At 38.8% G+C, this 16,103-nt stretch carries 15 protein-coding genes; 5 read left to right on the forward strand and 10 right to left on the reverse strand.

The annotated features are described in order from the left end of the window. Positions 1 to 9 precede the first annotated feature (9 nt). The 3 genes from JOC34_RS21275 to JOC34_RS21285 all read right to left on the reverse strand — a co-directional run bounded on the left by JOC34_RS21275 (position 10) and on the right by JOC34_RS21285 (position 2,750). Complete coding sequence (locus tag JOC34_RS21275) at positions 10 to 1,323, reverse strand: Na+/H+ antiporter family protein (protein ID WP_205138816.1); 1,314 nt, start codon at positions 1,321 to 1,323, stop codon at positions 10 to 12. Positions 1,324 to 1,476: 153 nt separating this feature from the next. Beyond that, on the reverse strand, positions 1,477 to 2,277 hold the full coding sequence (locus tag JOC34_RS21280; RefSeq protein WP_205138817.1) for a YfkD famly protein: 801 nt from the start codon (positions 2,275 to 2,277) through the stop codon (positions 1,477 to 1,479). Positions 2,278 to 2,357: 80 nt separating this feature from the next. Beyond that, a complete protein-coding gene (locus JOC34_RS21285) occupies positions 2,358 to 2,750 on the reverse strand; it encodes an OsmC family protein (RefSeq protein WP_205138847.1) in 393 nt (130 codons plus the stop codon). A 167-nt stretch (positions 2,751 to 2,917) separates the two neighbouring features. On the opposite strand from JOC34_RS21285, the gene JOC34_RS21290 reads away from it, so the two are divergent. Next, entirely contained in the window at positions 2,918 to 4,072 is a 1,155-nt protein-coding gene (locus JOC34_RS21290) for an MFS transporter (protein WP_205138818.1), read from the forward strand. A gap of 20 nt (positions 4,073 to 4,092) precedes the next feature. Here the strand turns inward: JOC34_RS21290 and JOC34_RS21295 are convergent, their stop codons facing one another. From JOC34_RS21295 to JOC34_RS21305, 3 genes are read right to left on the reverse strand one after another with little or no spacing between them, the layout of a single operon-like run. Beyond that, on the reverse strand, positions 4,093 to 4,947 hold the full coding sequence (locus JOC34_RS21295; protein WP_205138819.1) for a transporter substrate-binding domain-containing protein: 855 nt from the start codon (positions 4,945 to 4,947) through the stop codon (positions 4,093 to 4,095). Between the two features lie 49 nt (positions 4,948 to 4,996). Next, positions 4,997 to 5,680 (reverse strand): amino acid ABC transporter permease, encoded by a 684-nt coding sequence (locus JOC34_RS21300; RefSeq protein ID WP_205138820.1) that lies wholly within the window; start codon positions 5,678 to 5,680, stop codon positions 4,997 to 4,999. Between the two features lie 12 nt (positions 5,681 to 5,692). Next, positions 5,693 to 6,586 (reverse strand): transporter substrate-binding domain-containing protein, encoded by an 894-nt coding sequence (locus JOC34_RS21305; protein WP_205138821.1) that lies wholly within the window; start codon positions 6,584 to 6,586, stop codon positions 5,693 to 5,695. A gap of 257 nt (positions 6,587 to 6,843) precedes the next feature. Here JOC34_RS21305 and JOC34_RS21310 point away from each other — a divergent pair, with 257 nt between their 5' ends. After that, the gene (locus JOC34_RS21310; RefSeq protein WP_205138822.1) at positions 6,844 to 8,763 is read left to right on the forward strand and encodes a heavy metal translocating P-type ATPase; all 1,920 of its coding nucleotides are present in this window, start codon (positions 6,844 to 6,846) and stop codon (positions 8,761 to 8,763) included. Between the two features lie 33 nt (positions 8,764 to 8,796). On the opposite strand, the gene JOC34_RS21315 is transcribed toward JOC34_RS21310, so the two are convergent. From JOC34_RS21315 to JOC34_RS21330, 4 genes are all read right to left on the reverse strand, one after another. Further along, positions 8,797 to 9,606 carry a YhjD/YihY/BrkB family envelope integrity protein gene (locus tag JOC34_RS21315; RefSeq protein WP_205138823.1) on the reverse strand — a complete coding sequence of 270 codons (810 nt, stop codon included), beginning with the start codon at positions 9,604 to 9,606 and terminating at the stop codon, positions 8,797 to 8,799. Positions 9,607 to 9,644: 38 nt separating this feature from the next. Beyond that, the gene (locus JOC34_RS21320) at positions 9,645 to 9,941 is read right to left on the reverse strand and encodes a YtxH domain-containing protein (RefSeq protein WP_205138824.1); all 297 of its coding nucleotides are present in this window, start codon (positions 9,939 to 9,941) and stop codon (positions 9,645 to 9,647) included. 99 nt (positions 9,942 to 10,040) lie between these two features. Beyond that, positions 10,041 to 11,036, reverse strand: coding sequence for a glutaminase (locus JOC34_RS21325; RefSeq protein ID WP_205138825.1), 996 nt, complete (start codon positions 11,034 to 11,036; stop codon positions 10,041 to 10,043). A 630-nt stretch (positions 11,037 to 11,666) separates the two neighbouring features. Continuing rightward, entirely contained in the window at positions 11,667 to 12,470 is an 804-nt protein-coding gene (locus tag JOC34_RS21330) for a CAP domain-containing protein (RefSeq protein WP_205138826.1), read from the reverse strand. Positions 12,471 to 13,086: 616 nt separating this feature from the next. Between JOC34_RS21330 and mreBH the strand changes: the two genes are divergently transcribed. From mreBH to JOC34_RS21345, 3 genes are all read left to right on the forward strand, one after another. Then, complete coding sequence (gene mreBH, locus JOC34_RS21335; protein WP_205138827.1) at positions 13,087 to 14,094, forward strand: rod-share determining protein MreBH; 1,008 nt, start codon at positions 13,087 to 13,089, stop codon at positions 14,092 to 14,094. Positions 14,095 to 14,282: 188 nt separating this feature from the next. Then, positions 14,283 to 14,636, forward strand: coding sequence for a DUF1428 family protein (locus tag JOC34_RS21340; protein ID WP_205138828.1), 354 nt, complete (start codon positions 14,283 to 14,285; stop codon positions 14,634 to 14,636). A 298-nt stretch (positions 14,637 to 14,934) separates the two neighbouring features. After that, on the forward strand, positions 14,935 to 16,086 hold the full coding sequence (locus JOC34_RS21345; protein WP_205138829.1) for a CaiB/BaiF CoA transferase family protein: 1,152 nt from the start codon (positions 14,935 to 14,937) through the stop codon (positions 16,084 to 16,086). The last annotated feature ends 17 nt before the right edge of the window (positions 16,087 to 16,103 follow it).

Here is a 16,103-nt window from a genome sequence, read left to right on the forward strand (position 1 = left end):
TTATACCTTTTAAAGAATAAGCGCTGTAATCCAACCGAACACAAACAATGGGATATTGTAATGGACAAACGTTGGTACACAAGTGTCCCATATATGGTTATGCTTGCCGTCTGCATTCAATCCGGAGGTTGGCCCAAGTGTACTATCGGAAGCTGGTGAACCCGCATCTCCAAGCGCGCCGGCAGTTCCAATCAGTGCCGCTGTTGCCATTGGTGAAAAACCCGCAGCCAAACAAATCGGTACGAAAAGAGATGCGATAATTGGTATCGTTCCAAATGATGAACCGATCCCTAAAGTAACAAGTAATCCAACCAATAGTAATATAAAAGCGATGACCGATTTATTACCGTTATCTAAGAAGCCTGAGGAGGCCTCTACTAGTGCTTGGACTGCACCTGTTTCTTTTAAAACAGTTCCGTATCCGGATGCAATCAGCATAACAAAGGCGATCATGCCCATCATACTTATACCATCCGTAACAATTTTATCGCCTTTTTTAAACGGAACAACGATAAATAAAAACATGAGTGCAATACCCGTTAATGCACCTGCAATTAAATTATCCGTCCAAATCTGCACAATCAAAGCCGCTATAATTGCAATAATCGTCAGTAAATGTTTGCTGTTGAATGTGACCTTTTCTGTAGATGGAGCTTTAATCATTGGTTCTGTTCCACCTGCACCAGGTTTTGCAACCCGATCCTTCCGGTAAGTGATAAAAACAGCGATTAATAATCCAACAATCATGCCTGAACCAGGAATAAGCATTGATAAAGCAGATTCTTTTATCGTTAAAGCCGATCCATTTTGTACCATTCCATCAACAATAATGCCATGGAAAATCAATCCAAAACCAGCTGGAATCATGACATAAGGTGCTTTCAATCCAAACGTCAATGCACATGCAACCGCACGACGGTCTAAACGCATTTCATCAAACAGCTTTAACAATGGGGGTATTAATATAGGTATAAATGCAATATGCACAGGAACTACGTTTTGCGATAAACAAGCCACACCTGCAATAGCGAGTACCATCATTGTTTTCTTGCCCGTTAAAACACGGATAAGATAATTGACTAATATAGAAGTAATTCCCGTGTAACTAATGGCAACAGCAAAGGCTCCTAACAAAATATAGCTCAATGCAGTATTTGCCTGTCCTCCCATACCACTAACCAACATTTCAATGGAATCCACCACAGACAAGCCAGCCATCAATCCGGCAGTAAGTGATGCAGCGATAATTGCAAGAATAACGTTAACTCGAAGTAAACTTAAAACAGTCATCACCAATACCGAAACAATAACAACCCACTCCATGATTATTCCCCCTTTATCTCTATGATTATGTTTCCTTTTAATACACATTCACTATAATACTTCACTATGATAAAGCGATAAAGTGAATCTGTCAATACAAAATTAAAAAATCCTGCAAAAATAGCTGCAGGATTTTTTTCAATAGTGATGGATTTATTTTAGTTGAAATGAGAAGGAAACATGATCTTGGACTGGAATCCAAGCACCGATACCTTGTTTGGTCACATTTTTAATAACAATTGATTTCTTCGATCCTTTCAGTTCAATGTAGACTTCTCCAAATGTCACTTGACCTTTTTCATTAATCGCCGGCGCATATGCTTGTAGACTTGCATTTTTCTTTATAGGAACGGCATATGAATTATCCTTTTTGGTGTTTTTCCCAATAAATGTGCTATAGGATATTGGTAGCTTTGTTTTGTTCTTTGTTTTTAAAAGTATCATTTTTTTCACATCATCTGGGTCGGATATTTTGTTTGTCAAAGCTCCCTTGATTTCCTTTTCTTCCTGCTGTACATAATTCATTTCCTGATTCGTATCTCCACCAAGATTGTTCAACTCATTTTTATTAATTGGTTGATACTCCCAATTTATATTTGTTTCATCTGACTTGTAGTTCAGCGCCCAGCGTCCCATATATACCATCCCCCTATAACCAATCGCAACTGGTGAGGGCTTTAACGATGTTTCATTCAACATTTTTATGAGATCCGGATTTTCAACTGGGATTTCTATTTCTTCAATTAACTTTTTCGTTAAATCACTTGGCTCAACAACTTCCTGGTCTTCCGTTGAATTCGGATACGTATTCTCTTTAGAGATATCCAGCACATGACTGGGAATCTCCACTGTCTCTTTTTTCTTTTCCTTCGCATCAGCGATGTGCGGGGAAGGAAATAAACTGAAGGAAACAAAAACAATTAATGCTATTGCACCAAACCATTTACTTTTCATGTGTCCCATTCCTTTCCTTTTCCTATAGTTTTTTCGGGACACGTGTTTATTATACTAAGATTATTTTTTTGAAACCCTTTTTACCTACTTAATTCAATCGTCTCGATATGCTCCTCAATTTCAATACTATCCTCAACGGAACGGATCATCGAACAGTTCTTGCGCGATACCCCTAGGTTTTTATACAACTTTTCCGGATCTAAATGATGCCCTTTCACCGTGTATTGAAGTGTGATTTTTTCGATTCGATTTGCTTCCTGTGGATTTCTTACTACTTCAGCACCAATCTGTATGTCTTCCACTTGAATACGCTGCTTTTGCAATATTTTCCTGAATACAGAACCACTACAGCCTACAATCGAAGCGACCATTAATGTAAATGGTCGAAACCCATCATCCTCATTTCCGGATATATCTAATTGCCCATAATTTAAATCAATCCGCATACCATTATCTTTTAAATAAAAATCCAACATTAGACCACTCCTATATATTTTACTTTTTTTAATTTTCTATTACCCTATATTGTCTTCATTATAACTTTTTTCTCTATGAACAGTCGAACGATTGACCTTTAGTACGAAAAGAATTAAATTAAAGGAATGGAAATGAGTGCTTATTCTTAGGGAGGTGGTGAAACATGGTATCAGTAAAAATGAGATTTCGAATTTTGATAGCACTTGTCACGATATCAGGCTTCTCCCAAGGCATGCTTTTACCATTGCTTGCAATTATATTAGAGCAAAATGGTGTCTCTTCATCTATCAACGGGCTTCATGCAACCGGACTTTATATTGGGGTACTAATTGCCTCGCCATTTATGGAAAAACCAATGCGGAAATTAGGTTTTAAACCAATGATAATAATTGGCGGCATGCTTGTATTTATATCACTGGCATTTTTCCCTTTATGGGAATCGCTATGGTTTTGGTTTGTTTTACGTGTAACCATTGGAATGGGAGATCAAATGCTGCATTTCGGTACACAAACGTGGATAACAACAACCTCTCCTAAAGAAACGCGTGGGAAAAACATTGCCTACTATGGATTGTTTTTCAGTTTAGGTTTTGCCTTGGGGCCTTTAATGACAAGGCTACTATCCGTTAACGAGGTACTTCCTTTTATTCTGTCAGCAGCTTGTTGTATGCTTGTTTGGTTGGCGATGTTCTTTGTACGAAACAGTTGGCCGGAAGAAGAAATGAATACAGACTATGCCACCAGCTCTATCAAACGATTTGTCCAAACGGCAAAAATTGCCTGGGTCGCTTTGCTGCCTGGATTCGGTTATGGTTTTTTAGAGGGTTCATTGCACAGCATTTTTCCTATTTATGGACTACGAATCGGACATGACGTTGGTATCCTCGCGCTTATCATCCCTTGTTTTGCTGCAGGGAGCTTGATTACACAATTGCCTCTGGGTATACTTAGTGACCGCTTTGGTCGCAAAAAAGTCTTGTTAGCTATTTTAATTGGTGGGATCGGTTGCTTTATTCTAGCTGCTTCCTTTGAAACATCAGTCGTTGCGTTGTTTATTCTGTTTGCTTTGGCGGGTATGTTTGTCGGATCCTTATATTCGTTAGGCATTTCCTATATGACCGATTTGTTGCCTTCAGCATTACTACCAGCGGGAAATATTATGGTTGGCATGACCTTTAGCATAGGCAGTATTAGTGGTCCATTTTTAGGTGGAATGTATATACAAGCATTTACTGGATTATCATTTTTCTATTTAATCGCAGCAATACTTGTTCTGATATTTATATTGGTTTATTTAAAACAGGACACGCTGGTGTGAGCGTGTCCTATTTAATATGGTTATTCAATACCTTCAATCTCTGTAATTTCCTCTGCTGGTTCTATGGATACATCGTCACCATCAAAGAATTCTGCTGATATGTCAGCAAGTGTCCCATCCGCTTTCATCTCATCTATCGCTTCATTTACTTTATCCATTAATACATCAGATTCTTTTTTCATCACCACATTATCTGTTGTTGGATGAAATTTCAAATCCGGATGCAATTCAATATCTAAATCAGGAAAAGCAGTTAACGCCAGTCTTTGCAAATAATAATCATTAATAACTGTGTCCGTTCTTCCATTATCTACATCTCTTAAGTACGCATCATTCGTCGCATTGCCGTAAGTAACCACTTCTGCACCAAATTTCTCTGCAATCTCACTATATACCGTAGTAGCTGCACCGCCTGCTTTCTTTCCCTTTAAATCCTTTAATGATTCAATTCCCGAATGATCATCCGTTCGAACAACCATCGTAGAATAGGAATATTTAATAGGATCACTGAATGCGAATTTTTTTCGACTTTCCTCCCGTGGCCCTGCCAAAATGATATCCACCCGATCCGTGCTCAATGCCGTTAACATAGAGTCAAAGCCCATGATTTCAAATGTGGCTTCCAATCCTAATCGATCCGCTACCTCACGGGCAACTTCTACTTCATAACCTGTTAATTCATCTGAACCCTCCGAATAGTACGTAGAAGGGTATAATGTTCCCGCAGTCCCGACCACTAATTCACCCGAATCTTGAACCCTCGCCCACACTTCATCATTTGCTTGATCATCTGTTGATTTTTCATCCGAACTACCACAGGCCACCAATAAAGCAACCATAATGAGTAACACATATAACAAATTAAATTTCTTCAATGCTGCACGCTCCTACACTTGAATCCATATTATTTAAAAGTCAAACGGCTTATAAAAATCTACTAAAGCGATCCTCCAGCCTGTCCTGCATAAACGAAATAAGCATGCAAATTGGCCAATAAATCAATGCGACCAATACATACATGGTCATCGCATCAAAGGTTCGCCCAGCGACAATTTGTGTCTTTTGAAATAACTCCGGAACAGTTATCACTGCTGCTAATGACGTAGCTTTCACTACATCCATAAACACATTTGTCAACGGTGGAATGGCAATTCTTGTTGCTTGTGGTAAAATGATTTTTCTTAGTGTTGTCCAGTAACCAATGTTTAAGGCTTTGGCTGATTCCCATTGCCCCCGATCAATACTATTTAAGGATGATCGGTCAATTTCAGCAATATATGCCGCACTGTTTAAACCAAATCCTAGTGATGCAGCAACAAGTGCAGTCAGCTCTATACCAATGATCGGCAATCCAAAATACAGTATAAACAGAAAAACAAGGATAGGTGTACCACGCATAAATGAAATATACATACGTGCCGGCCAGCGTAATACCATCTTTTCAGAGCCTCTAGCAAGTGCAAGTAATAATCCTAAAATCAATCCCATAGCCATACTAATTATCGAAACAAGTAGCGTTATTGGCAATCCACCCAGTACAAACGGAAGATTTTCCATTGCCAGTTCAATATCAAATAATCCACCAAAATCAAACCCATTGAAATCCATAATTATTTCTCCTTATAACGCTAAGTCTTCGATAACTTCAATGTCACCCTTCGGCTTTTCTGATGCGTCTTCATCATAGAATTTCGTAGCCAGTTCTGACAATGTCCCATCTTTACGCATTTCAGCTAGTGCACCGTTAATCTTTTCTGCTAACGTATCTGCACCTTTAGGCAGTACAACTGCTTGCTCTGTTGGATGAAATTTTAATGTCGGGTGCAATTGAATATCGAAGTCAGGAAATGCAGCAACCCCAAATTTCGTTAAATAATAATCATTGACCACGACGTCTGTTCGTCCATTATCAACATCACGCAGGTAGGCTTCGTTTGGCGCGTTACCATATGTAATAATCTCTGCTCCAAAATGCTCAGCAATTTGACTATAAATTGTTGTCGCCCCACCGCCCGCTTTTTTTCCATCTAAATCTTCTAACGACTCAATGCCGGAATTATCTTCTTCCCTGACTGCCATGGTTGTATAGGAATATTTATATGGCTCACTAAAGTTGAATGCTTCTTTTCGCTTTTCTGTTGGTTCAATATCATTTGCAGCAACATCAATTCTGCCACTTTTAATGGCCGGAAGCATACTGTCTATCCCCATAATTTCAAATGAAATATCCAGGTCGAGACGTTCTGCAACCTCACGCATCAATTCAACATCATAGCCGGTTAATTGATCTTCACTTTCCTCCTCACCATCAAAATAGGATGCAGCAATTAATGTCCCCGACGTACCGACAACAATCTCCCCTGATGCTTCTATATCATTCCATACTTGATCTTCCGTTTTTTCCCCTTTTGTTTCCTTGCTATCTTTTTTTGCATTGTCTTTACTTGAATCACCACAAGCTGCCAAAACGACAATCGCTAAAAATAAAGCAAATAAAATAGGTATCTTTTTCATTGAAAAACCTCCACAATTATTGTTGTTATATTATAAATTCAAATTTGATTGTAACAGTTAAAGACTTATCATTCAACGTTTCCGCATCTGTTACTATTTTCACATATAAATGGGAGAAAACAACTGACATGCTATTAAAATTGTTCTTGACTTTCATTACAAACATGGTAACATAATAATCAGTATCAGATTATAATCATTATAAATAGGTATTAATAGCTATTATACATAAACAAATAATAAGGGGATGATAGGTAATGAGCACCATCACAAAAACAATCCATTTTTATACCTTTAGAAAGACATTTCAAATAGAAAAAATACTGGTACACAAGGAATTAATTGCTGCTTTAATGAGCGGGCTCATCATTTTGACAACATGGGCATTAACGCCTTATATTCCACGCTCTCTATGGATTGTTCTTCATTTGATTGCCTTTACCATCGGGGGCTACGCAAAGGCAAAAGAAGGAATCACAGAAACGATTGCGGACAAAACATTAAATGTGGAAATGCTGATGATTTTTGCTGCGATTGGTTCAGCTGCCATTGGTTATTGGACAGAAGGCGCCATACTTATATTTATATTCGCCCTATCCGGTGCGCTTGAGACATATACACTGAACAAAAGTAATAAAGAAATAGCTGCTCTTATGAACCTGCAACCAGAAGAAGCTTTGCTGATAAAAGACGGCATTCAAGAAATTGTCCCGGTTGCACGTCTCAACATAAATGATATGATCCTGGTTCGTGCGGGCGAACGGATACCTGCTGACGGGATGATTGTCAAAGGTGCTACAGCAATCGATGAAAGTGCCATCACTGGTGAATCCATCCCAGTGAACAAATATAACAGTGAGAATGTTTACGCTGGTACAGTTGCACTTAACGGATCCATTACGATAAAAATAACAAAGCCGACCAACGAAACGCTATTCCAAAAAATCATCCAACTCGTTCAATCGGCACAAGATGAAAAATCACCTTCACAGTTATTTATCGAAAAGTTCGAATCCTCTTATGTAAAAATTGTTTTAATTGCGGTTGTTATCATGATGTTTTTACCATATTTTGTTTTTGGCTGGACTTGGGCTGATAGTATTTATCGAGCCATGATTTTACTTGTTGTCGCGTCTCCATGCGCATTGGTAGCTTCCATCATGCCCCCTACCTTATCAGCCATATCAAATAGCGCTAAAAACGGCGTCCTTTTTAAAGGTGGGATGCATGTTGAAAATTTAAGCCATGTCAAAGCGATCGCCTTTGATAAAACTGGGACATTGACTAATGGAAAGCCGATTGTTACCGATGCTTACTTTAGCGAGCATCATGATAAAAAGGAGATCCTGGCAATTGCAGGTGCAATTGAAAATGAGTCCACCCATCCATTAGCCCAAGCAATTACAATATACAGCGAAGCGCAAGATACAGAGCCCAACACCATTGAAATAACAGATATGAGGAATTTAAGCGGAAGTGGTGTTCAGGCAATCGTAAACAATGAAACATGGAAAATTGGGAAAAGTGGATTTGTTGATCAGGCGCTTGCCGATAGATTTTGTAATAGGATCGCTCAAGTCTTAGCTGAACAAGGTAAGACAATTGTCTTTGTAAAGAGGCAAAACGAAATTGTTGCTTTATTCGCATTGAAAGACACGATAAGGAAAGACACAAAGCAGGCAATCCACAAGTTGAACAAACGGGGTATACAAACCATTATGCTTACTGGTGATAATGATATTACTGCGAAAGCCATCGCAAAAGAAGCTGGTATCGGAAAGTATATTGCTAATTGTCTACCAGAGGAAAAAGTGAACCAAATCAAACAATTAAAGAAGACGTACGAAAATGTTGCCATGGTTGGAGACGGTATTAACGATGCGCCTGCCTTAGCAAGTGCAAATCTGGGGATTGCCATGGGAGAAGGTACAGATGTCGCGTTAGAAACAGCCGATGTTGTTTTAATGAAAAATGATCTATCCAAAATTACAGATGCGACGCTTCTATCTGCTCGAATGAATAAGATTGTAAAACAAAATGTCATTTTTTCTTTGAGTATTATTGTGATGCTTATTCTTACCAATTTCTTGCAAGTCCTTGATTTACCACTTGGAGTGATTGGTCATGAAGGGAGTACAATCCTCGTTATTTTAAATGGATTAAGACTGTTAAAATAAGGCGTTCCAATTCGGAGCACCTTATTTCTTTCCCTATGTCTGCTTGATCGTGGCATTGATTGCGCCACCGATCATAATGATAATTCCCGAAATATAAAACCAGATCATCAGTACAATTACCGCACCTAAGCTACCATACGTTGCTGAATAGTTTCCCATGGTACTTACATAGTAGGAGAACCCCAATGACACCAGTTGCCAAAATACTGTCGCAAAAAGTGCACCCCAAATAACTTTTCCAAACGTTACCTTCGCGTTTGGTGCCAATTTATATAACGCCAAAAACACAATAAAAAAGATAATGGAGGAAATGAGCCAGCGCAAAGTTTCCCACACTGCAATAAAGTTTGCTGACAGGCCAAATAAAGAAAATAAATAAATACCGATCATTCGACCAAAAATAGGCAGTAAAAAAGCAATAATGATAATCGCCACCATGGCGATTGTTAAGACCATTGCAATTAACCTAGCAACAATAAATGAGCGGTCCTCTTTCACTCCATATGCCTTATTAAATGCCCGTATTAATGCATTAACACCATTGGATGCCGCCCACAGGGCTCCAATGATACTAATGGATAGCAATCCACCATTCTGTTGGTTCACCAAAAGATCGATATTCGCATGGAGTAGATCTCCAATTTGCGCTGGTGCATATGTAGCAATTAAATCGATAACGGACTGCTCATCGATAGGAAAGTAGCCAATCAATGTCAATAAGAATAATAAAAAAGGAAAAAGGGATAACAGAAAAAAGTATGCAAGTTGTGCAGCTCGCCCAAAGATATCATCTTCCATAATCCGTTGAAATACCTGTTTTCCAAAGGCTTTCGGCTTATTCACAACAATACTCCTTTCTTTATCCAGAAACAGTGATTGTCTTATTCTATTTCTTTTACCTCTGTTTTATTCTCCACCTTACCTAATGTTTGCTGTACTTGATCTAATGCATTGATTGCACTTTCCGTCCCACTCGTGAACTTTTCACTAATTGCATCGAATGTTTCTTGCAATTGATGAACTGCCTCCGATGGGTTTTTAGTAACATAAGATATACCTGATTTTACACCAGAAAGTTTACCACTTGTATATACTCTTGTTTCTTTATCGAATAAGGTAACTAATCCTCCTACAACAGCACCTGCTACCATACCAATCAGTAATTTACGTTTTCCCATTATGCTTCCCCCACTTTTCATATGATTAATTACATTATAAGCAACTCGTCCGCTATTAAGCAAAAAAAAGCATACTTATATGAAATTTTTTTGTCCACTTTAAAAGATACTTAAATCCCATTGTTTCGCGATATGCCTTAATAAGCGAATACCAGCCTCACTGTTCCCTTGCTCATCCAGGGCCGGTCCGTACACACCAATACCACAACCATCAAGAAACGGCAGTTCCTCTTCACGGACTCTAGGTGGAGATACTGCAATAATTCCTCCAGAGACACCACTTTTAGCAGGTATTCCCACATATGTAGCAAATTTACCTGAGGCATCATACATGCCGCATGTCAGCATTAATGCTTTAGCAATCCGAGCGATCGGTCGAGGAATAATTTCTTCCTGAGAATTTGGATCTTCCCCATCATTGGCCAAAATCATGCCGAACTTGGCAAGATCATCAATCGTAATTTCAATGGAGCATTGTTTAAAATACGTTTCTAAAGTAATATTCATATCTGATTCGAGAAATCCTGTTTCTAATAAATAATAGCCGATGGCACGATTACGCATAGATGAATCTCTTTCTGATTCATATACATCAACATTAAGTGCTGGACGATAGCCAAACATCCTTTCCATCAGATCGATGATAGGTTTTAGCTTCTCATCGGATGTATTCCCTTCTAGCATAGAAGTTACGGTGATTGCACCTGCATTAATAAATGGATTGAAAGGCTTTTTCAACTGTTTCATTTCCAAATGCATGATCGAGTTAAACGCCTCACCTGTAGGCTCCACATCGACGCGATCAAGCATATATTGCACACCACGCTCCATACAACCAACTATAAAACTGATTACCTTTGATATACTTTGAATTGTAAATGGAATATCCGTATCACCCGAACGAATGGTCATCCCATTATTCCCCATAATCGTAATACCAAGATGATTTTGATTTGCTTCCTCTAGGATTGGGATATAGGATGCTACCTTCCCGTCCGAAGTCATTTTTCGATAAAATGCTACCCAATCATCCACATAATTTTGTAGCCATTCCTCCGTCAGTTCCGTGTTCCAATTTGCTGCTCCTTGTACCACCGCTACCACCTCAATTCAACTATTTTCTTCGTTCTTTTATTTTAGAGCATTATATCACTACGTTTTTATGCGCTGTTGGTATTTAGAACGTAATCCTAGTCTAAACCAGTATATGATTTCTTACTAAAATTGCTTCATTCTCATGCTAATGTGACTTTTTAAGCATACTTATGAATAATACAAAAAGGCATTAAAAAACATCCTAACCCAAAACGCCTTTTTGGATTATGATATATTTATCCAAAATATAAACGATATTGCTGGAAGTAGCAAACATAACAAGTTCGGATTACAACAAAATCAATAATCATGAAGCATATAGTCAAAAAAAGGCAGAAAAACCAAGAAGGTCACTCGGCTCTTATGGCCCCCCATTCAAGTAAGATGTCTGCTCCAGGTAGTCGCTTTCCGCGGGCACGGCCTCAGTCTCCTCAAGAAAACCACTCTGCGGGGTCTTCGGACACGTGCTTTCCCGCTGGAGTCGACTACCTTCCGCGACCATCCATGATAATCTAAGGTAACCTTCCTCTCTAAAAGAAAGGTGCAACAAGGACTAGATCCCCCTTCGTTTATACTTTATTATCCTAAAAAAAAGAGACGAGCAGCTGCTCGTCTCTCATTATCTATTCCTTATTTGCCAATGAATTGTTGTGTCCAATGGTTTCCTTGTTCCACATATCCTACACCAATATGTGTAAAGCTACCATTTAAAATATTCTCGCGGTGTCCCTCACTGTTCATCCAGCCATCTACAACCTCTGCAGGTGTACGTTGCCCTTTGGCAATGTTCTCTCCTGCTGTACTATATGAGATACCATATTGCTTCATCATATCAAATGGCGAACCATATGTAGGGCTATTATGGTCAAAGTAGTTGTTTGTCGCCATATCTTTCGATTTTTCACGTGCTACCTTACTTAGTTCAGCGTCAACTTCTAGCGGATCAAGACCTTGTTTTTCTCTTTCCTGGTTGGTTAAGTCGACAACTTCTTGTTCAAATTGACTAATATCTTGTGATTCTGTTTGCTTTTGTTCTTTCTGTTCTTGTTCTTGAGCTGGTTGTTGTACAGGAGCCTCTTTTTGTTCAGTTTGTTCCTGCTTAGCAGGCTGCTCATTTTTCATTGGTTCTGGTTGTGCCTGCTGTTCCGGTTGTTCTGCTGTTTCAGCATTAGGCTGTTCTTTTTGCTCTGGTTGCGGATTATTCTCACTCGATTTTTTCCAATCGATTTGGAATTTGCCTAAACAATCATTTAATAGATTGTTTATCTGATCCTCTGAAATATTCCCAGACTGACCACCCACAGAATAAAAGACTTTATATGACTGAACATGTGATGGTTCAGCTTTTGCTGACGCATCTACAGGGGATTGAAAAGCTCCACCTACTAATAAAGCAGTTGATAACGCCGTGACGATACCTATTTTGTTAAACATGTTGTTACACTCTCCTTTGGTTTTTTTGTTTTGCAAAATTATCATAGCACGTGTTTTTTGTAATAATTATGGCATGCTTTACCAATCTAGATCCACAGACCTCTTTTCACTGTGAAAATATGAAAAAACCTTATCTATTAAACATGTTTAGAAAAGGCTGAAACAGGGTATATAGGAAAAAGCTCCATCTACTGGTAATAAATGCATAGAAATTACTATTGACAGCATTATTTTTGAAGGACTTTTGTTACAAAGAAGCAAATTTGTAACTGAATTGTTACTTGCCTTTTCATAGGTGTATGCTTTATTTTTAACAATAGCAAGCTCACAAATTGATCTCAATTAATAAGGTAGTGTTACAACAATATACCAAATTATGTATCTTGTATAACTACCCCCAAAAAATCACAAAAAAATAGAATTGCTTTAAGGAATACTGAATTCAAATGGGGTTTCGACGCACAAAACGTCGTCAAATTAGTCCACTAGCCATTTGAAACTTAACTGTACTTATATTCGAAGCTTGGCGGCACTCTCATCTGCTTTTAAAAGGCAGGTGTATTCGTAACGCCGTTGAGATAGATAGAAATTTGTCATCATTGGAGGATCTTAAAAAATGTTTTCTACTGCAGAAATTGGTATCGATTTAGGTACTGCAAATATACTTATATATTCAAAAACAAAAGGAATTGTTTTAAATGAGCCGAGTGTTGTGGCTATTGATGTTAATACAAAGCAAGTAATTGCGGTTGGTACAGAAGCGAAAGAAATGATCGGAAAGACACCACAAAACATTGTTCCCATACGTCCTTTACGGGATGGCGTGATTGCTGACTATGATGTTACAGCACAAATGTTGAAGGCCGTTTTAAAAAAGGTAAGTAAAACAATTGGTTCATCTATGAGAAAACCGGTTGTAGTCGTGTGCACCCCGTCAGGAAGTACTTCCGTAGAACGACGTGCGATTCATAATGCTGTAACAAGCTATGGTGCAAAACAGGTTCACCTTATCGAAGAACCCGTTGCAGCGGCAATTGGAGCGGATTTACCGGTGGAAGAACCTGTCGCAAATGTTGTTGTCGATATCGGTGGCGGCACGTCAGAAGTAGGTATTATTTCATTTGGTGGTATCGTATCGTGCAATTCTGTGCGTGTTGGTGGCGACCAGATGGATGAAGAGATTATTCAATATATCCGAAAAAATTATAATATTTTAGTTGGGGAACGCACCGCGGAAAATATTAAAATAGAAATCGGCTATGCCAACGCTGATCATAAAGAAGCATCCATGGAAGTGCGTGGACGTGACATGGTTTCAGGTTTGCCAAAGACAGTTACTGTTACATCGACAGAAATTCATACTGCTTTAAAAGAATCACTCGCTAAAATATTAGAAGCCATCCGTGCTACATTAGAAAATTGTCCACCTGAATTAAGTGGTGATATTGTCGATCACGGAATTGTTTTAACAGGTGGCAGTTCTCTTTTAAATGGAATGCAGGAATGGCTGGCAAATGAAATTATCGTCCCCGTTCACCTTGCTCCTAATCCACTTGAGTCCGTTGCAATTGGAACAGGAAGAGCGCTGAAGATGATTAACAAGCTACAAAAGGCAGCAAAATAGATTGATAGCCCTATAGCTCATGCAGCCCAATTAGCATGGGTTATTTGGGGTGTTTGACCATAGTTTTGTGTAATTCTCCCATTCTCCCCTTTTAATCGCATCAGCGTGAAAAATTTCCCTCGATTTATGAAGGATTTTTCACTTTTTATATCGAATGTAGTACGATAAGGGAATATAGGGGGAGAAAAATGTATACAGTAATTTACTTATATCGGGTAGGCAAAAACAATATAAAGACTTTCCTTGAAACGAATGATAAATTAAAAGAAATATTCTTGGATAACGGTGCATTGGAAGATCAAATTTACCGGGCAGAAGATCTACAGGGGAAGAATGGCTGTCAAGGAATATTGGATTTGGTTGAACTAAAGCCGGATGAACAGGTCTTCCTGGGCCAATCTGTCTTCCGCAATCAATCTCACTATGAAGAGGTTTTAGATCGTGTGCAGGAAAATGAAGAAAACGAGCAATTAATGATGAATTTGACACAGTCTGTTGATGTATCAAAAACTTTTATGGGCACTTTTGTAACACCGGATTAACCAAACGTAGAAAAGTTTTGACCAAAAACATTTACATATTATTCAGATTATATTATACTGGAAATAGTGAATCATGTAAAAACGTCACAGCGTTTAATTACACATGATCAATTTTCAGAATCTATTATACTGCCTAATCTGTTTACAGGTCCAATCCAGATCTGAGTCCACAGGTATAAGCCAGTTCATTTTAAATTACAGACGTCCTGTAATTTATTTGAACTGGCTTTTTTATTGCCTGCTCGCCCGACCTTATCAAACAGGAGAAAACAAAAATGCTTTAGAAAGGAGAAAGAATATGTCTGGTGCATTAGAGAATATGAAAGTGCTTGATTTATCCCGCGTCCTTGCTGGTCCGTATTGTTCAATGATTTTAGGTGACCTTGGTGCAGAGGTAATTAAAGTGGAAGCCCCTGGCGGAAGTGATGAAACGCGAAAATGGGGTCCCCCCTTCCAAAATGACGTTAGCGCCTATTACCTATCTGCAAATCGAAATAAAAAAAGCATCACTGTCGATTTGAAATCTGCCGCAGGGATTGAGCTAATTAAAAAGCTTGTAGTTGAAAGCGATGTCATTATTAATAATTTTAAAACCGGTACCATGCAGCGATTCGGACTGGATTATGAAACATTAGCCGCGCTTAATCCGGAAATCGTGTATTGCTCAATCACAGGCTTCGGTGAAACTGGACCATATCAGGATATGCCCGGCTATGATTTTATCATTCAAGCAATGAGTGGGCTTATGAGCATTACTGGGGATGAAACATCCGGTCCGCAAAAAGTGGGTGTCGCGATCACAGATATTTTGACCGGGTTATACGCATGTATTGGGATTCAAGGTGCGTTGTTGGAGCGAAGCTTATCCGGAAAAGGACAGCAACTGGATATTTCCCTGTACGACACGGCCGTCAGCTCACTCATTAATATCGGGAGTAATTATTTAATGTCGGGAAAAGTACCAACACCTTTAGGCAACCATCATGCCAATATTGTTCCATACCAAACTTTCCAAACGTCAGACGGTCAAATGGTAATTGCAGTTGGAAACGATAATCAGTTTAAGGCACTGTCAAAAGTTTTAAGTAAACCCGAATATGGAATTGATGAACGATTTCAAACAAATCCGGATCGAGTGAAACATCGAGATATACTTGTTCCCTTGCTACAGGAGGTTTTCTCTACCAAACCAACTGCTTACTGGCAGGAAAAATGCCAAGAAAACAACATACCGTGTGGTCCCATCCAAAATATTGCAGAAGTCGCCAAGGATCCACAACTGCAGGCAAGACATATGTTTATTGATGATGAGCACCCTACTGCAGGATCTATCAAAATGATCGGCAGTCCGCTAAAGCTATCCCGTACACCTGTTACAGTCAGGCACCACCCACCTGACCCAGGTGAACATAACGATGAAATACGCAAACACTTAGGTATATCAAAGTAAATAAAAAATAAGGAGAT

The organism is Virgibacillus halotolerans (assembly GCF_016908515.1).
Taxonomy (GTDB): domain Bacteria; phylum Bacillota; class Bacilli; order Bacillales; family Amphibacillaceae; genus Virgibacillus_M; species Virgibacillus_M halotolerans.